This is a genomic window from Agrobacterium sp. SORGH_AS_0745 (assembly GCF_030818995.1).
In the GTDB taxonomy this organism is placed as follows: domain Bacteria; phylum Pseudomonadota; class Alphaproteobacteria; order Rhizobiales; family Rhizobiaceae; genus Agrobacterium; species Agrobacterium tumefaciens.
Genome location: NZ_JAUTBI010000003.1, coordinates 2,162,624 through 2,178,806, shown reverse-complemented (window position 1 = coordinate 2,178,806; position 16,183 = coordinate 2,162,624). Strand labels below are relative to the sequence as shown.

The window sequence follows — 16,183 nt, the reverse complement described above, 5'->3', positions numbered from 1 at the left end:
CTTTCCGGACGTTGTGCGGATTGAGGTGCAGTGTCTGCCGCTGCATCATCATGGAGTGCTGCGCTCTTCGATCATGGTCTTGCGAAAGGGCGCTCCATGCCATTTTCGTCGCAGTTCCGAAGCCCGTTGTTTTTCACCTATCCGGTTGTTGACAATATACTTTTTAACGCCATTCTGCCTGCAAATTCGTGCACTGCGGCATTTAAAGAAGGGGACGCCAGATGACAGACCGTGACGACGATCTTCTCGCGCCCGAAGAGTTGAAACCGACAGAGGCACCCTCCGATATCTACGCCGAGGACGGCTCTGTCCGATCCGACTTTCTGGCGATGGTGGGGGCGGCGATTGCCGACCGCGATCTGCTTTTCCTGCGCAAGAATGTGGCGCGGCTGCATGAGTCTGAACTCGGCGACGTGCTGGAGTCGATCATGCCGGAGCAGCGCCACGCGCTCGTGCGGTTGCTGGGTTCCGATTTTGACATGACGGCGCTGACCGAGGTGGATGAAGGCATCCGTCTCGATATCGTCGACCAGATGTCGAATGAGCAGATCGCTGCCGGTATCGGCGAACTGGATTCGGACGACGCCGTCTACATTCTCGAGGATCTCGACGACGAGGACCGCGAGGACATCCTCTCGCAACTCCCGTTCACCGAACGGGTGCGGCTGATGCGGGCGCTGGATTATCCGGAAAGCTCTGCCGGCCGTCGCATGCAGACGGAATTCGTTGCCGTGCCGCCGTTCTGGACCGTGGGACAGACCATTGATTATCTGCGTGAGGAGGAGGAGTTACCGGATTCCTTCACGCAGATCTTCGTCATCGACCCCACGTTCAAGCTTGTCGGCGCTCTCGATCTCGACAAGGTGCTGCGCGCCAAGCGTCAGGTGAAGATCGAAACGATCATGCACGAGACCAACCACTCCATTCCGGCCGAAATGGACCAGGAAGAAGCGGCGCAGCTTTTCGAACAATACGACCTTCTATCCGCAGCCGTGGTGGACAATAACGGCCGTCTGGTTGGCGTGCTCACCATCGATGACGTAGTCGACGTCATTCAGGAAGAAGCCGAAGAGGATCTGCTGCGCCTTGGCGGTGTGGGCGACGAAGAACTGTCTGACAGCATCACCAGCACCTCGCGCTCGCGTGTGCCATGGCTTGCGGTCAACCTCCTTACCGCCTTTCTGTCTGCCTCCGTCATCAGCCTTTTCGATGCGACGATCCAGCAGATCATTGCGCTGGCGATTTTGATGCCGACGGTTGCCGGGATGGGCGGCAATGCCGGATCGCAGACCATGACCGTGTCCGTGCGGGCGCTGGCTACCAAAAGCCTAGATATTCACAACGCTGCCCGCATTATCAGGCGTGAAGCGGGCGTTGGCATCCTGAACGGGTTGTTGTTCGGCTGTGCCATCGGCATCGTTGCAGGCGTGTGGTTCCAGGATGTCCATATCGGTGGAATCATTGCTGCCGCCATGTGTCTCAACATGCTGGCGGCGGCGCTGGCAGGCATTCTCATTCCGCTGGTTCTCGACAGGTTCGGGGCAGACCCCGCCGTTTCCTCTGCTGTCTTCGTGACGGCGGTAACGGACATTGTCGGCTTTTTTTCGTTTCTGGGCATCGCGACCTGGTGGTACGGTATTTCGGGATAGGCCAGAACAGGCGAAAGCGGCAGGAAAAATTGACTTTTACGTGAAGGTCAAATAATAATTGTCCGGTTATGAATCGGATAGGCCCTTGGACAAGTATTATAGCATAACCGAACTGACGCGCGAATTCGGTGTTTCCACCCGCACCTTGCGATTTTACGAGGATGAGGGCCTCATTCACCCTGAGCGACGCGGGCGTACGAGGCTTTTCAGGTCTGCGGATCGGCGTCTCATTCAGGAAATCCTGCGCGGCCGCCGTATCGGTTTCACGATCGCAGAAATTCGCGAGATCATTCACGTCTACAAGGAGCCGCCGGGCGAATCAGGCCAGCTTGTGCTTCTGATGAAGAAGGTTGATGAGAAGCGCGCCGATCTCAGGCAAAAGCGCAAGGACATCGAAGAGACGCTGGCTGAACTCGACAATGTCGAAGAGGCCTGCCTCACGCGCCTTGCCGAAATCGGCGTAGGGACCTGATGCAGGTTTCCCGCCGTCGCGCTTGACGTGATGGCCCTGGATTTCCCGCGGAGAGGAAAACCTCTCACTCCGTCATGCTTTTGATTTTACGCGACGTGGATAGATACTCGGGTCAAGCCCGAGAATGACGCCGAGCGTAGATTGGGCGTGTGTCGTTCTTTACTGCGCCTCAACCGTGCACTGTTGCGCCACGTCGCTGACCTTCGTCTGCTGCTCCGCACTGAGCTTGCCTTCCATCATGATGTCAAACAGGCTTTCCGCTTGCAGCTTTTCAAGCGTGCAGCCGCAGAAACGTTGGCACAATTCCTGCCCGTTAGCCTGCTGGACGCAGCTTTTTTCACAGCTCGATTTGTAAAGCTCCACCTGGTCGACAGGAGGAGGCGGTGACACAAGTGATACCGCGTAGACGAGGCCAATCAGCGCCGGCTGATGAATGAGGTAAAAGGCAAGGCTGTGACGGCCCGCTGTTGCTATCAGATTGCGGGGGGAGCTTGGGTTGCGAAAACGGTCCAGCCAGCTGCGCGGTGTGACGAATTGCGAAACCGCAAGTCCGGCAAGAAAGGGCGCGAGCCACGGCAAGAGCGGCACATAATCGTTCGAGCGCGGCGGCATGGTGGAGAAACCGACCCATGCCAGCCATTTGCTGTTGAAAAAATCCGACTGGACGTATTGCGGCAGCGCAAAGGCAAGAGCCGCGAAAAGCAGCGTCACCAGCGGGGGGGGCCGCAGGAACAGCAGCCCGACAAGGCTTGCAGCGGCTATGTTGTGCAGGATTCCGAAAAAGATGAAGCTATCCGGAAAGGCGACATAGGTAGCGATGGTGATGAGCAGCGCCGAGCCCGCCACCATTGCAAAACGCTTGCCGAAGGACGGCCAGTTTATGGCTTTGCCATGGGCGAGAAACAGGCTGAAACCGGCGAGGAACAGGAACGAGCTGGCAATGGCGCGCGCATAAAGCTTCCACAGGCCGGTGGTTGCCGTACCCGGCTCCAGATAGCCGAAATACTCCAGATTCCATGTGAAGTGGTAAGACGCCATGGCGATGAGCGCCAGGCCGCGCAGTGTATCGAGACCGCCCATGCGGCCTTTGCGGCGGGTGTCGATTGCAGCTGTTTCTGTTTCCATAATTCCCGCTGTTTCAGCTGTCTGAAGCCGTTGTCTACTCAAGGGCTTGGCCCGTGAAGTAAGGCTATTTCAAGGCCCGGGCCTGTCCATGATGGCGCGGCGTGCCTCGGAGAAGAACTGGCGGCGCAACAGCGCCACTATGATGATGACCGTGCTTGCGATGAAGACATAGGGGCTGATGAACCAGCCGAGATAACCGATCGACAGGAAGATCGTCCGCAGCCCATCATTGAAGTTCTTAGCAGCGATGATGTTCATCTTTATGACGTTTTCAGCGGCACGCTCGGCAGCGTCGCGATCCGCGTTGACATCATGGACCATGGGTATGGCACCGAACAGGATCGTGCAATAATTGAACAGGCGGTAGGACCAGCCGAACTTGAAAAACGAGTAGCCGAAAAGGCAGGTTAGCCCCATGACCTTCAGTTCGAAGGCCGTGCGCCCGGCATACTGCACGAAGGGCAGGTCGCGAAACACGGTTTCGACCCGATCTGTCGCCCCCAGAAGAGCAAAGCAGCCGCCGATGGCAAAGATCGAGGTAGACGCGAAAAAAGCGGTACCATTCTGCAAACCCGCCATGATCTGCGTGTCGATCATCTTCAAGTCGCGTTTGAGAGAATTGTAAATCCAGTCGCGCCGGCGCTCCGCCATCGCCTGATTGAGGCTGGTTCGCGAAAACAGCGTCGTTCCCGTCGTGAGGTGGGTATAGGTGGCCCATAACACGATAAAAACGACGATCGAGATATAGTCCATGACGGTCATCACGGGCAGGTCACCTTGCTGTTTGCGAATCTTCGCGGCCATATTGATTTGAAGGCCATGGCAAGGCAATGGCAGCGGCCTCCATGGGCGAACATTCTCCCGCCGCGTTGCAGCTTCGTAATTTCGTTTTCTGCTAACGTTCCGGTAACCAAGTGGCTTTATCAATCCCGTCGCGGACGGAAAGGTCTGCCGGTTCCGGGTTAAGGTTTTGCGTACCGGTTCCGCTTGATTTTTCGTAGACACCGCTCGCCGATTGACAGAATGACCGTTCGCACCTAGCTTTTTGTCAGGACCGGTGTTTCCGGCATCCGGAGTTGCCAAGGCTGTCATATGTCCCGCATCGTGCGGACAGGTTTTGTCGTCTCCGACCCGGTATCATCGGCAGTCCGGCATGAGTAACCGGGGGACGCCTTTTTCTACGAATCGTTCCCTTCATGTACGGCTGTCTCTGGCTTGCGACACCGCAATGATGCCGGTCCGTCTTATTCTTTTCTTCCAGGTTCTTCATGACAGATAAAAACCGCTCCGTTTTCATTCTAGGCGGCGCGCGCTCCGGCAAGTCCCGTTTTGCCGAGGACCTTGCGGGCAAAGCCGACGGGCGCCTGCATTATCTGGCCACCGGCCGGGCATGGGATGACGAGATGCGCGATCGCATCGACCATCATCAGGCCCGACGCGGCGAGGAGTGGACGACACACGAGGCGCCCGTTGATATCGCTGCCGTGCTCGCGCGGCTGGATGCGCCGGACAATGTTATCCTGATCGACTGCCTGACATTGTGGCTCACCAATCTGATGATGGAGAACGCCGATATCGAGACGGCGTTCGCCACGCTGGCAGCGGCAATCGCGTCCACCAAGGCGAAACTGATTCTCGTCTCTAACGAGGTCGGCCTTGGCATCGTGCCGGAAAACCGCATGGCGCGCGAATTTCGCGATCACGCCGGAAGGTTACACCAGCGCGTCGCGGCCATCGTCGATGAAGTCTATTTCGTCGCAGCCGGGCTGCCGCTGAAAATGAAGGGCTGACGCAAGCCCTATAAAGCCGGTGTCGCGCGTCGGCGTCCGTTCTTTCAGTTTCTATGTACTTTTTATCGCCAAATCCCGGCTCGGTTTTGCCGGTGCTGCGACAGCTTCTCTTTCTTGATCTGGATCAAGGTGGCTTCCCCACGCCGGTGGCAATGCTCCAACCGACGCAAAGGCCCGTTTCCGCTTCGTAAAGCGCGCGCCAAGCCTTTCGTCGGTCTGCTTGCACGTTGGGGGAAACCAACAATGAATTACACGTTAGAAACCGCGATCGTGGCCCTTGGGGCTTTTCTCGCGCTGCTCGGGGCTGCTTTCGCTCACGACAGTCTTTTCGCCGCCCATATGTGGGTGCTGTTCTTTACGCTTCTGGTCAGCACGGTGCTTCTGCTGCGCCGTGTTTCTTTCGCGCCTGTCGATCAGGCCGCGCGCGCCCGGCTGAAATCCGAATATTTCGATGAGGTCGTGAAATACGGCGTCGTCGCTACCGTGTTCTGGGGCGTGGTCGGGTTTCTGGTCGGGGTCGTGGTGGCGCTTCAGCTTGCCTTTCCCGATCTCAACATCGCGCCCTATTTCAATTTCGGCCGGATGCGGCCGCTGCACACCTCCGCGGTGATCTTCGCTTTCGGGGGAAATGCGCTGATTGCCACGTCATTTTACGTGGTGCAGAGAACCTGTCGCGCACGCCTGTTCGGCGGCAATCTCGGCTGGTTCGTCTTCTGGGGCTACAACCTCTTCATCGTCATGGCTGCCACTGGCTATCTGCTTGGTATCACGCAGGGCCGTGAATATGCCGAGCCGGAATGGTATGTCGATATCTGGCTGACGATCGTCTGGGTCGCCTATCTCCTCGCATTTCTCGGCACGATCCTGACGCGCAAGGAGCCGCATATCTATGTGGCAAACTGGTTCTATCTGAGCTTCATCGTGACGATCGCCATGCTGCATATCGTCAACAACCTCGCCATTCCGGTGTCGTTCCTCGGCGTCAAGAGCTACTCCGCTTTCTCGGGCGTGCAGGATGCGCTGACGCAATGGTGGTACGGCCATAACGCCGTCGGCTTTTTCCTTACCGCCGGCTTCCTCGGCATGATGTATTATTTCATTCCCAAGCAGGTGAACCGCCCGGTCTATTCCTACCGCCTGTCGATCATCCACTTCTGGGCTTTGATCTTCATGTATATCTGGGCCGGTCCGCACCATCTGCACTATACGGCGTTGCCGGACTGGGCGCAGACGCTCGGTATGGTGTTCTCGATCATGCTGTGGATGCCCTCGTGGGGCGGCATGATCAACGGCCTGATGACGCTTTCGGGCGCCTGGGACAAGATCCGCACCGATCCCATCGTGCGTATGATGGTAATGGCGGTGGCCTTCTACGGCATGGCGACCTTCGAGGGTCCGATGATGTCGATCAAGGCCGTCAACTCGCTCAGTCACTATACCGACTGGACCATCGGCCACGTGCATTCCGGCGCTCTCGGCTGGAACGGCATGATCACCTTCGGTGCCATCTATTATCTGACGCCGAAACTGTGGGGCAGGGATCGTCTCTACAGCCTGCAACTGGTCAACTGGCACTTCTGGCTCGCCACGATCGGCATTGTCATCTACGCCGCCGTGATGTGGGTGGCCGGCATCCAGCAAGCCTTGATGTGGCGCGAATACGATACGCAGGGCTTCCTCGTCTATTCCTTCGCGGAATCGGTCGCAGCGCTGTTCCCCTATTACGTGATGCGTGCGCTGGGTGGCCTGATGTTCCTCAGTGGCGCGCTGATCATGGCCTACAACGTCACGATGACCATCCTCGGTCATCAACGCGAGGAGGGCGTCCGCAATGACGCCGCACCTTCGCTGCAGCCCGCTGAATAAGGAGAGGCCGATGTCCATACTCGACAAACACGGCGTCATCGAACGCAACGCCACTCTGCTTTTGGTCGGCTCGCTGCTCGTCGTCTCAATCGGCGGTATCGTGGAAATCGCGCCGCTTTTCTATCTCGAAAACACTATCGAGAAGGTGGAGGGCATGCGGCCCTACTCGCCGCTGGAACTGGCCGGGCGCAACATCTACATCCGCGAGGGATGTTATGTCTGCCACAGCCAGATGATCCGGCCGTTCCGCGACGAGGTGGAGCGTTACGGGCATTACAGCCTGGCGGCGGAATCCATGTACGACCACCCGTTCCAGTGGGGTTCCAAGCGCACGGGGCCGGACCTCGCACGCGTGGGCGACCGCTATTCGAATGAATGGCACGTGCAGCATCTGGCCGATCCGCGCTCCGTCGTGCCGGAATCGATCATGCCGTCCTACGCGTTCCTTAAAACCACGCCGTTGAAGATTACGGATATCTCGATGGAGCTGAAGGCTAACCGCGCCGTTGGCGTGCCCTATAGCGACGAGATGATCGAGAAATCAGCGGCTGATCTTCACGCGCAGGCCGATCCGAACGCCGATACGACCGAGCTTCTGGCGCGCTATCCGAAGGCGAAAGTCGGCGATTTCGATGGCGATCCAGCCAAGCTTACCGAAATGGATGCGCTGGTTGCCTATCTGCAGATGCTCGGCACGCTGGTCGATTTCTCGACCTATGACGATGCCGCCGGATATCGGTGAGGAGGCGACACGATGGAAACCTACACGGCCATGCGCCACTTCGCCGATAGCTGGGGCCTGCTTGCCATGACCCTGTTCTTCGCCGGCGTCGTCGTTTTCACCCTTCGTCCCGGATCGAAAAAAGCTGCGGACGACGCCGCCAGCATTCCGCTTAAGGAGGACTAGGATATGTCCGAAAAACACATTGATGACATCAGCGGCGTCGAAACCACCGGCCATGAATGGGACGGTATTCGCGAGCTTAACAATCCGATGCCGCGCTGGTGGGTCTGGACCTTCTACTTCACGATCCTCTGGGCCATCGGCTATACCATCGCCTATCCGGCATGGCCGCTGATCAATGGCGCAACGCAAGGGTTGCTCGGCTGGAGCAGCCGTTCCGAGATCGCCGCCGATATGGCGGACGCCAAACAGGCGCAGAGCGTCTATTCCGACAGAATCGCCAGTTCCTCGCTCGCCGAGATTGAGGCCGATCCGACGCTAAGGCAATTTGCCCTTTCCGGCGGTGCCGCCGCCTTCAAGGTCAATTGCATCCAGTGTCACGGTTCGGGTGCGGAAGGCGGGCAGGGATACCCCAACCTCAACGACGATGACTGGATGTGGGGAGGCAGCGTCGAGGATATCTATACGACGGTAAAGCACGGCATTCGTTTTGCCGACGATCCCGATACGCGCCTGTCGGAAATGCCGGCCTTCGGCGATATCCTCAAGTCCGAGGAAATCCGCGAGGTCGCCGCCTATGTCGTCAGCCTGACAGGAACGCCTTCCAACCCGGCACTCGTAGAACCCGGTAAACAGATTTTCGCCGACAATTGCGCCTCGTGCCACGGTGAGAACGCCAAGGGCAACCGCGAGTTCGGCGCGCCCAACCTGGCCGACGCGATCTGGCTGAAGGCCAGTGGCGAGCAGGGGATCGTTGCGCAGATACGGTCGCCAAAACACGGGGTCATGCCCGCCTGGGGTGAACGGCTTGGTGATACCACGGTCAAGCAGCTTGCGATCTTCGTGCACTCGCTGGGCGGTGGCGAGTGAACGTCACAGCCAACAAATGGAAAGGGCCGCTCGATGCGGCCCTTTTTCTTATCGATCAGACCAGACGGCCAGTTCGTATCCATCCGGATCGGTGAAATGAAAACGGCGTCCGCCGGGAAAGGCGAATATGGCGACGCTGATCTGGCCACCGGCTGCCTCGACACGCCGGTGCGCATTCTCGATATCGGCGGCGTAAAGAATGACAAGCGGTCCACCCTTGGCTGACACGGGTGCCGTGGTGGTGAAACCGCCGGTCAGCCGGCCGTCGGAAAACTCGCAATATTGCGGGCCGTAATCCTTAAAGGACCAGCCGAAAGCGCCGCCGTAAAATTCCTTGCTGCGCTCGATATCGGCGACGTTGAATTCGACATAGTCGATGCGCCGGTCATTCGTATTCGTGGTCATCGTTTTATCCTTCAATCCGTTTCGAGCAGCGACTTCAGTGTTTCCAGATCGACCCGGACCATCTCCGCATCCCGTTCGAAATCCTCATCAGTCATGTCCGGCAGGCGAAGCAGGGTAAAGCTGACTTCGGCACCGCTGCCATTCGGTGTTACCCGCAGCGCGTTATACACCTTCATGCCATCCGGCAATGTCACGACGTGGTCTATCACGCCGAATTCGTTTAAGGGCGCGAAATTGACGCGGACCTCACCCAGCGGGCCGCCATCGGCGATCCAGTCCTCGCCGTCTGGTTTAAGACCGCCTGCTAGACCGGCGGCCCAGTGCGGCATGTTTTGCGGGTTGGAGGCGAAATCAAAGACATGGCTCCATGGTTTTTCCATCGACAGATGAATGATTTTTGACTGCATGACTGGCATCTCATCCTCCCTGTTTAATGCAGGCCGCAGGCTGCGCCACTTTGTCCGCGCTTGATGTAAGTCAAGGATGTTTCGCCGGTGAGATGGGAGAAAGCAAGGAGATAAAAACGGACTGCAATCATGAACATCTATCCCGTCGGACAGGACCGCCTGCAACAGCCCGTCGAAAGGCTGGAGGCGGAGGCCGTCAATTCCGCAAAAACGCGTAAACCCCTTTATGAAGCGCGCAAGAAAATTTTCCCGAAGCGCGCGGAGGGCCGGTTCCGGCGGTTCAAGTGGCTAGTTATGCTGGTCACGCTCGGCATTTATTATTTGACGCCGTTTCTGCGCTGGGATCGCGGTCCCTATGCGCCCGACCAGGCGGTGCTGATCGATATTGCCAACCGGCGCTTTTATTTCTTCTTCATCGAAATCTGGCCGCAGGAGTTCTTTTTCGTCGCGGGATTGCTGGTCATGGCGGGTCTGGGGTTGTTTCTCATCACCTCCGCCGTGGGACGCGCGTGGTGTGGTTATACCTGTCCGCAGACCGTCTGGGTGGACCTGTTTCTGGTCGTCGAGCGGGCGATAGAGGGCGACAGGAATGCCCGCATGAAGCTCGATGCAGCACCTTTCACGTTCGGCAAGCTGCGCAAGCGGGTGATGAAACATGCAATCTGGCTGGTGATCGGCGTTTTGACCGGCGGCGCATGGATCTTCTATTTTGCCGATGCACCGACGCTGGCGAGAGAGTTCATGACGGGGCAGGCACCGATGATCGCCTATACGACCGTCGCGATACTCACCGCCACGACCTATGTTTTCGGCGGGCTGATGCGGGAGCAGGTCTGTACCTATATGTGTCCTTGGCCGCGCATTCAGGCGGCGATGCTGGATGAGAACTCGCTGGTCGTGACCTATAATGACTGGCGCGGTGAACCTCGCACGAGGCACGCCAAAAAGGCTGCGGCCACAGGGGAGAGCGTCGGCGATTGCGTCGATTGCAATGCTTGTGTCGCAGTCTGTCCCATGGGCATCGACATCAGGGACGGGCAGCAGCTGGAATGTATCACCTGCGCGCTCTGTATCGATGCCTGCGATGGGGTGATGGACAAGATTGGTAAGCCACGCGGGCTGATCGCCTATGCGACGCTGTCCGAATACCAGTCCAACATGGCGCTTGCGACCGGCAACGGCCAGCACGCAATCCGGCCTGCGAATGTGCGCAACGAGGACGGCGGGTTCAAAAACAGCATTCGCCATTTCGACTGGCGCATCGTCTTTCGCCCGCGCACGCTTCTTTACACGGCAATATGGGGTGCAGTCGGCATCGGCTTGCTGTTGGCTCTGGTGACGCGCGAGCGGCTGGCTCTGAATGTGCTGCACGACCGCAATCCGCAATATGTGCTCGAATCGAACGGGTCCATCCGTAACGGCTATACCGTTCGCATCCTCAACATGGTGCCGCAACCGCGCCTAATGAGCCTGACGATAGAGGGCATTCCAAGTGCGGTGATGAAGATAAACGGCGTGCCGGATGCAGCCTCTCGCAGCTTCGAGGTGATGGTGGAACCTGACGAGGCGACAACGCTGAAGGTGTTCGTCACCCTGCCGGGCAGTCACGTCGCGCGGGCTGCTGAAAATTTCGAATTCATCGTCAGCGATACGGGCGGCCATGAGACGGCCCGTTACGACGCCGTCTTCAACGCTCCGGGAGTGAAAAAATGACAACGACCAATCGCCAGACGTCCGGTTTCATTTTCACCGGCTGGCATATGCTGGGTGTTATGGTGATGTTTTTCGGCATCGTCATCACAGTCAACATGGTGATGGCCTGGAACGCTGTCACCAGCTGGAGCGGGCTGGTGGTGCCCAATACCTATGTTGCCAGCCAGCAGTTCAACGCCAAGGCCGAGGCCGCCAAGGCAAGGGCCGCGACCGGCATCAAGGGCAGGCTCGTGGTGGATGATAAGACCGTGCGCTACGAAGTTTTTCATCCAGATACCGGCCCTGTGGATACGGATACGGTAACGGCGCGTTTTCGCCGGCCGGTCGGCGAGCACCAGAATTTCGACATGGAGCTGACCCCGGTGTCTACCGGGGTCTTCACCGGCCCGCATGACATGCTGCCCGGCCAATGGATCGTCGAGGTCACTGCCGTAAAAGACGGCAGGATCATCGTGCATGAAGGCACGCGGATCGCGGTGATCAGGGGGCGTCAATGAGCTGCTGTGCACCGGGAACGGAAGGGTCGCTTCAACTCGGAGAACCGGTCAACCCACCATCATCAGAGGAGCTGATGCTGGCAAGCCGCGATCTGGGGCAGGGGCTGCGCCAGACAGATCTCAGCGTGCCCGGCGTTTATTGCGGCACCTGCATCACCACCATCGAAACGGCGCTGCGCCGTCTCCGCCAGGTGGAGCAGGCGCGCGTGAACCTGTCCTCAAAACGGGTGGCGATTGTCTGGAAAGAGTATGTCGATGGCATCAGGACAGATCCCGCCGAACTTGCCCGCGCAATCCTTGCAACCGGATACCGGACGCATCTTTTCGCGAGCGGACAGGATGCTTCGGACGTGTTGCGCTCGCAACTGATCAGGGCGGTGGCGCTCTGCGGCTTTGCTTCCGCCAATATCATGCTTCTATCCGTGTCCGTCTGGTCCGGGGCCGATGCCGCGACGCGTGACATGTTCCACTGGATTTCGGCGATGATTGCCGCGCCGGCGCTGATCTATGGCGGCCGGTTCTTCTATCAGTCGGCCTGGAATGCGCTGAAGCACGGGCGCACCAATATGGATGTGCCGATCGCGCTCGCCATCACGCTATCCTACGCAATCTCGCTGTGGGAGACGATTCATCATGGCGAACACGCGTGGTTTGACGCGACCGTGTCGCTGCTGTTCTTCCTGCTGATCGGCCGCACGCTTGACCATATCATGCGTGACAGGGCGCGCTCGGCCATTGCGGGCCTGGCCCGGCTTTCACCACGCGGCGCAACCGTTATCGGTGAGGACGGAACGCGGGAATATCGCCCGCTTGGCGATGTGCTACCCGGTATGACGATTGCGATTGCTGCCGGTGACCGCGTGGCGGTGGATGCGATCGTCACCAGCGGAAGCAGCGATCTCGACATGTCCATTGTCAACGGCGAAAGCGCGCCGCGTCGGGTGGAGGCGGGTGATCTGCTTCAGGCAGGCACGCTCAATCTCACCGGTTCGCTCGCCGCGCGGGTGACCGCATCGGCAAAGGATTCGTTTCTGTCGGAAGTGATCGGGCTGATGGAGGCGGCGGAAGGGGGGCGGGCGCGCTATCGGCGGATTGCCGACCGTGCCGCGAGCTATTATTCGCCCGTCGTACATCTTCTTGCTCTCATGACCTTTCTCGGTTGGGGCGTTTTGGGCGGTGACTGGAAGCAGGCGATGCTGATCGCGATTGCGGTTCTCATCATCACCTGCCCCTGTGCGCTTGGCCTTGCTGTTCCGGTGGTGCAGGTGGTGGCGGCAGGCCGGCTCTTTCGGCATGGCATCATGGTCAAGGAAGGCTCGGCGATGGAGCGACTGGCCGAAATCGACACCGTTCTGTTCGACAAGACAGGCACCCTGACGGTCGGGAAGCCGCGACTGGTGGAAACCGGCGATGTGAACCCCGCCACGATGGCGATCGCGGCTGGCCTTGCCGCCCATTCACGCCATCCGCTGTCCAAAGCCCTGCATGCAGCCTATGGCGGAATTTTACCGGTCTACGACGCGGTGCGTGAAATTCCCGGCTCCGGTGTTGAGGCTCTCACGCCGGCGGGAACCTACCGGCTTGGCAACCGCCGTTTTGCCTGCCCGGATGAATCGCAACTGGAAAACGGCGACGCGCGATCGGAAGTGGTGCTTTCGCTTGACGGCGGGTATCTGGCGAGTTTCGGTTTCGAGGACAATCCGCGTCCTGGCGCCGTACAGGCACTGCGCAGCCTTTCTGCGCGAGGACTGGTGCTGGAAATCGTGTCCGGGGACCGGGTGCCGGCCGTGAAGGCCATGGCGCAGCGTCTGGGCATTGCGAAATGGAACGCCGACCTGTCGCCGAAAGACAAGGCGGGGCGCTGTGCGGCGCTGGCAGGCGAGGGACGCAAGGTTCTGATGGTGGGCGACGGCATCAATGATGCGCCGGCGCTGGCTGCAGCACATGTTTCCATGGCACCGGCAACCGCCGCCGATATCGGCCGGCAAGCCGCCGACTTCGTGTTCATGCACGAGAATCTGGATGCCGTTCCTGTCGCCATCGAGACATCGCGGCGGGCCGGACAGCTTATCCGGCAGAACTTCGCGCTTGCCATCGGCTACAATGTCATTGCCGTGCCGATTGCGATTGCCGGTTATGCGACGCCGATGATCGCGGCCATCGCCATGTCGACATCGTCGCTCATCGTTGTTGCAAATGCGCTGCGTCTTGCCGGAACGGCTGAAGCCGTTTCTGCGCAACAGAGCGTGCCGACCGGATTTGCGGGCGAGGGGGCGCAACCGGCATGAACATGTTGATCTATCTCATCCCCGTCGCCTTGTTTCTCGGAGCGCTCGGGCTTTTCGCCTTCCTCTGGTCGGTGCGATCAGGGCAATATGAGGATATGGACGGCGCTGCCTGGCGAGCGCTGGACGATGGCGACGACCGGCCACGACCTTCCTAGGGGAGGCGCATTGGTTACGACCTTCCCCCGACCTGTCGCAAATATGCAAAGCTGATTTGCGTCATCAAAATTTAATCGTTTCAGTCGCCCCTAGCCTTGCCGTTTGTTCATTACAGTGCCACAACACGACCACCTAAAAGCAAGATGGAGGCACATCCGTGGAACAGGCAGAAATCGGTTTGATCGGTCTCGGCGTCATGGGCTCGAACCTGGCGTTGAACATCGCGGAAAAGGGCAACAAGATTGCCGTATTCAACCGAACCCCTGAAGCGACGAAAAAATTCTACGCCGAGGCTGGGGACTTGCAGGGGCAGTTGATCCCTTGCGAAACCATCGAGGAATTCGTCGCCGCCATTCGTCCTCCGCGCCCGATCATCATCATGATCAAGGCCGGCGATCCAGTTGACCAGCAGATGGAAATCCTGAAGCCGCATCTCTCGAACGGCGACATCATGATCGACGCCGGCAATGCGAATTTCCGCGATACGATCCGCCGTTTCGACAATCTGAAGGATAGCGGCCTGACCTTTATCGGCATGGGCGTTTCCGGCGGTGAAGAAGGTGCGCGTCACGGACCGTCGATCATGGTCGGCGGTACCGAAGATAGCTGGAAGCGCGTCGAGAAGGTTCTGACCTCCATTTCCGCCAAGTATAATGACGATCCGTGCGTGGCATGGCTCGGCAACGACGGTGCCGGTCATTTCGTCAAGACGATCCATAACGGCATCGAATATGCCGACATGCAGATGATCGCCGAAATCTACGGCATCCTGCGTGACGGCCTGAAGATGAGTGCGTCTGAAATCGCCGATGTATTCGGTGAATGGAACAAGGGCCGTCTCAACTCCTACCTGATCGAAATCACCGAGAAGGTTCTGCGCGCTGCCGATCCGATCACCAGCAAGCCGATGGTCGATCTGATCCTCGACAAGGCCGGCCAGAAGGGTACAGGCAAGTGGTCGGTTATCGAGGCGCAGAACATGGGCGTCGCCGCAACTGCCATTGAGGCCGCCGTGGCTGCCCGTATCCTGTCGTCGCAGAAGGACGAGCGCGAAGCTGCCGAGAAGATCTTCGGCCTGCCGACCGTTGCAGCTGCACCCGCTGACAAAAAGGCCTTTATCGCCGATCTGGAAAGCGCGCTTCTGGCCGCCAAGGTCGGTGCTTACGCACAGGGCTTTGCCGTCATGTCGGCCGCATCGAAGGAGTTCAACTGGAACCTGCCGATGCCGACGATCGCCCGCATCTGGCGCGCCGGCTGCATCATCCGCTCGGAATTCCTCGATGAGATCACCTCGGCCTTCACCAAGGATCCGCATGTGGCCAACCTCATCGTGACGCCTGCCTTCTCCGGCATCGTCAAGGACACCGACGCCGCCCTGCGCCGTGTCGTTTCCTACGCGGTTCTCTCCGGTCTGCCGGTTTCGGCACTCGCTTCCGCGCTTGGTTATTTCGACGCCTATCGTCGCGCCCGCGGCAGCGCGAACCTTATTCAGGCGCAGCGCGATTTCTTCGGGGCGCATGGCTTCGAACGCACCGACGGTGTCGACAAGTCGCATGGCCCATGGGGCAGCGGCGCCGACATTTTCTGATCGGCTATAACGATAAACAACAAAAGGCCCGCGCAAGCGGGCCTTTTTCGTTTCATCCGTCGATTTACTTAGCGTGCCGCAGAAAGGCCAACGATCAGGCCGGTGACGGCGTTGATGAGCAGGAACTGGTTGTCGACGCGTACCCAGCGCTGGTCGCGACGCGGCTCTGCCAGGCGGTAACGGCGATAGTCGCGGCGGTCGACGAAATGACGACGCTCTGCTGGCGAGAGGCGCTGACCGCGATCCCAACGGTGCTTCTTGACGATGACCTTTTTGGTGGTCGTGTGACGCTCGACGGTTACACCGCGATGACGATCGTCGTGGCGGCTTTGTGCCTGGGCCATTGGAGCAGCAAGAACAGTTGCGGCCAGAAGAATGGTGACGAACTTTTTCATGAATGTTTCCTCTCGTGTTTCGATAAGGAGAACTTACGAATAAACGAATGAACGGAAA

At 58.9% G+C, this 16,183-nt stretch carries 17 protein-coding genes; 12 read left to right on the top strand and 5 right to left on the bottom strand.

Annotation, left to right across the window (positions count from 1 at the left end):
- Positions 1-221: 221 nt before the first annotated feature.
- Positions 222-1,649, top strand: coding sequence for a magnesium transporter (gene mgtE, locus QE432_RS20385; protein ID WP_013636179.1), 1,428 nt, complete (start codon positions 222-224; stop codon positions 1,647-1,649).
- 85 nt (positions 1,650-1,734) lie between these two features.
- Positions 1,735-2,121, top strand: a complete 387-nt coding sequence (locus QE432_RS20380) for a MerR family transcriptional regulator (protein ID WP_003515319.1) — start codon at positions 1,735-1,737, stop codon at positions 2,119-2,121.
- A 159-nt stretch (positions 2,122-2,280) separates the two neighbouring features.
- Here QE432_RS20380 and QE432_RS20375 read toward each other — a convergent pair whose 3' ends face one another.
- Together QE432_RS20375 and QE432_RS20370 are read right to left on the bottom strand one after the other, a co-directional pair.
- The gene (locus QE432_RS20375; protein WP_306625463.1) at positions 2,281-3,246 is read right to left on the bottom strand and encodes a heparan-alpha-glucosaminide N-acetyltransferase; all 966 of its coding nucleotides are present in this window, start codon (positions 3,244-3,246) and stop codon (positions 2,281-2,283) included.
- A gap of 69 nt (positions 3,247-3,315) precedes the next feature.
- Positions 3,316-4,008, bottom strand: a complete 693-nt coding sequence (locus QE432_RS20370; RefSeq protein WP_013636176.1) for a DUF599 domain-containing protein — start codon at positions 4,006-4,008, stop codon at positions 3,316-3,318.
- 506 nt (positions 4,009-4,514) lie between these two features.
- Between QE432_RS20370 and cobU the strand changes: the two genes are divergently transcribed.
- From cobU to ccoP, 5 genes are all read left to right on the top strand, one after another.
- A complete protein-coding gene (gene cobU, locus QE432_RS20365; protein WP_025593484.1) occupies positions 4,515-5,036 on the top strand; it encodes a bifunctional adenosylcobinamide kinase/adenosylcobinamide-phosphate guanylyltransferase in 522 nt (173 codons plus the stop codon).
- A gap of 243 nt (positions 5,037-5,279) precedes the next feature.
- Entirely contained in the window at positions 5,280-6,902 is a 1,623-nt protein-coding gene (gene ccoN / locus QE432_RS20360) for a cytochrome-c oxidase, cbb3-type subunit I (protein WP_025593482.1), read from the top strand.
- A 10-nt stretch (positions 6,903-6,912) separates the two neighbouring features.
- On the top strand, positions 6,913-7,644 hold the full coding sequence (gene ccoO, locus QE432_RS20355; protein ID WP_003515307.1) for a cytochrome-c oxidase, cbb3-type subunit II: 732 nt from the start codon (positions 6,913-6,915) through the stop codon (positions 7,642-7,644).
- A 12-nt stretch (positions 7,645-7,656) separates the two neighbouring features.
- Complete coding sequence (locus QE432_RS20350; protein ID WP_003502810.1) at positions 7,657-7,809, top strand: CcoQ/FixQ family Cbb3-type cytochrome c oxidase assembly chaperone; 153 nt, start codon at positions 7,657-7,659, stop codon at positions 7,807-7,809.
- A 3-nt stretch (positions 7,810-7,812) separates the two neighbouring features.
- Positions 7,813-8,676: a cytochrome-c oxidase, cbb3-type subunit III gene (gene ccoP, locus QE432_RS20345; RefSeq protein ID WP_003515305.1), complete on the top strand. Its 864-nt coding sequence runs from the start codon at positions 7,813-7,815 to the stop codon at positions 8,674-8,676.
- Positions 8,677-8,724: 48 nt separating this feature from the next.
- Here the strand turns inward: ccoP and QE432_RS20340 are convergent, their stop codons facing one another.
- Positions 8,725-9,081 (bottom strand): VOC family protein, encoded by a 357-nt coding sequence (locus QE432_RS20340; protein WP_003515303.1) that lies wholly within the window; start codon positions 9,079-9,081, stop codon positions 8,725-8,727.
- 11 nt (positions 9,082-9,092) lie between these two features.
- Positions 9,093-9,497 carry an SRPBCC family protein gene (locus QE432_RS20335; RefSeq protein WP_306625458.1) on the bottom strand — a complete coding sequence of 135 codons (405 nt, stop codon included), beginning with the start codon at positions 9,495-9,497 and terminating at the stop codon, positions 9,093-9,095.
- 120 nt (positions 9,498-9,617) lie between these two features.
- Between QE432_RS20335 and ccoG the strand changes: the two genes are divergently transcribed.
- From ccoG to gndA, 5 genes are all read left to right on the top strand, one after another.
- A complete protein-coding gene (gene ccoG, locus QE432_RS20330; protein WP_306625456.1) occupies positions 9,618-11,201 on the top strand; it encodes a cytochrome c oxidase accessory protein CcoG in 1,584 nt (527 codons plus the stop codon).
- The gene (locus tag QE432_RS20325) at positions 11,198-11,698 is read left to right on the top strand and encodes a FixH family protein (RefSeq protein WP_111790243.1); all 501 of its coding nucleotides are present in this window, start codon (positions 11,198-11,200) and stop codon (positions 11,696-11,698) included. Before ccoG ends, QE432_RS20325 begins: the two co-directional genes overlap by 4 nt.
- A complete protein-coding gene (locus QE432_RS20320) occupies positions 11,695-13,986 on the top strand; it encodes a cation-translocating P-type ATPase (protein ID WP_111804850.1) in 2,292 nt (763 codons plus the stop codon). Before QE432_RS20325 ends, QE432_RS20320 begins: the two co-directional genes overlap by 4 nt.
- A complete protein-coding gene (ccoS, locus tag QE432_RS20315) occupies positions 13,983-14,141 on the top strand; it encodes a cbb3-type cytochrome oxidase assembly protein CcoS (protein WP_003515291.1) in 159 nt (52 codons plus the stop codon). Before QE432_RS20320 ends, ccoS begins: the two co-directional genes overlap by 4 nt.
- A gap of 158 nt (positions 14,142-14,299) precedes the next feature.
- Complete coding sequence (gene gndA / locus QE432_RS20310; protein WP_113555799.1) at positions 14,300-15,730, top strand: NADP-dependent phosphogluconate dehydrogenase; 1,431 nt, start codon at positions 14,300-14,302, stop codon at positions 15,728-15,730.
- A 68-nt stretch (positions 15,731-15,798) separates the two neighbouring features.
- Here the strand turns inward: gndA and QE432_RS20305 are convergent, their stop codons facing one another.
- Positions 15,799-16,125, bottom strand: coding sequence for an RcnB family protein (locus QE432_RS20305; protein ID WP_003515287.1), 327 nt, complete (start codon positions 16,123-16,125; stop codon positions 15,799-15,801).
- Positions 16,126-16,183: the final 58 nt, after the last annotated feature.

What these genes read in the sequence shown, in the direction of transcription:
- ccoP (WP_003515305.1), top strand. Translation starts at nt 7,813, where the DNA reads ATGTCCGAAAAACACATTGATGACATCAGCGGCGTCGAAACCACCGGC.
- QE432_RS20340 (WP_003515303.1), bottom strand. Translation starts at nt 9,081, where the DNA reads ATGACCACGAATACGAATGACCGGCGCATCGACTATGTCGAATTCAAC.
- cobU (WP_025593484.1), top strand. Translation starts at nt 4,515, where the DNA reads ATGACAGATAAAAACCGCTCCGTTTTCATTCTAGGCGGCGCGCGCTCC.
- ccoG (WP_306625456.1), top strand. Translation starts at nt 9,618, where the DNA reads ATGAACATCTATCCCGTCGGACAGGACCGCCTGCAACAGCCCGTCGAA.
- ccoS (WP_003515291.1), top strand. Translation starts at nt 13,983, where the DNA reads ATGAACATGTTGATCTATCTCATCCCCGTCGCCTTGTTTCTCGGAGCG.
- ccoO (WP_003515307.1), top strand. Translation starts at nt 6,913, where the DNA reads ATGTCCATACTCGACAAACACGGCGTCATCGAACGCAACGCCACTCTG.
- QE432_RS20305 (WP_003515287.1), bottom strand. Translation starts at nt 16,125, where the DNA reads ATGAAAAAGTTCGTCACCATTCTTCTGGCCGCAACTGTTCTTGCTGCT.
- QE432_RS20375 (WP_306625463.1), bottom strand. Translation starts at nt 3,246, where the DNA reads ATGGAAACAGAAACAGCTGCAATCGACACCCGCCGCAAAGGCCGCATG.
- ccoN (WP_025593482.1), top strand. Translation starts at nt 5,280, where the DNA reads ATGAATTACACGTTAGAAACCGCGATCGTGGCCCTTGGGGCTTTTCTC.
- QE432_RS20320 (WP_111804850.1), top strand. Translation starts at nt 11,695, where the DNA reads ATGAGCTGCTGTGCACCGGGAACGGAAGGGTCGCTTCAACTCGGAGAA.
- QE432_RS20335 (WP_306625458.1), bottom strand. Translation starts at nt 9,497, where the DNA reads ATGCCAGTCATGCAGTCAAAAATCATTCATCTGTCGATGGAAAAACCA.
- QE432_RS20350 (WP_003502810.1), top strand. Translation starts at nt 7,657, where the DNA reads ATGGAAACCTACACGGCCATGCGCCACTTCGCCGATAGCTGGGGCCTG.
- QE432_RS20325 (WP_111790243.1), top strand. Translation starts at nt 11,198, where the DNA reads ATGACAACGACCAATCGCCAGACGTCCGGTTTCATTTTCACCGGCTGG.
- QE432_RS20370 (WP_013636176.1), bottom strand. Translation starts at nt 4,008, where the DNA reads ATGACCGTCATGGACTATATCTCGATCGTCGTTTTTATCGTGTTATGG.
- mgtE (WP_013636179.1), top strand. Translation starts at nt 222, where the DNA reads ATGACAGACCGTGACGACGATCTTCTCGCGCCCGAAGAGTTGAAACCG.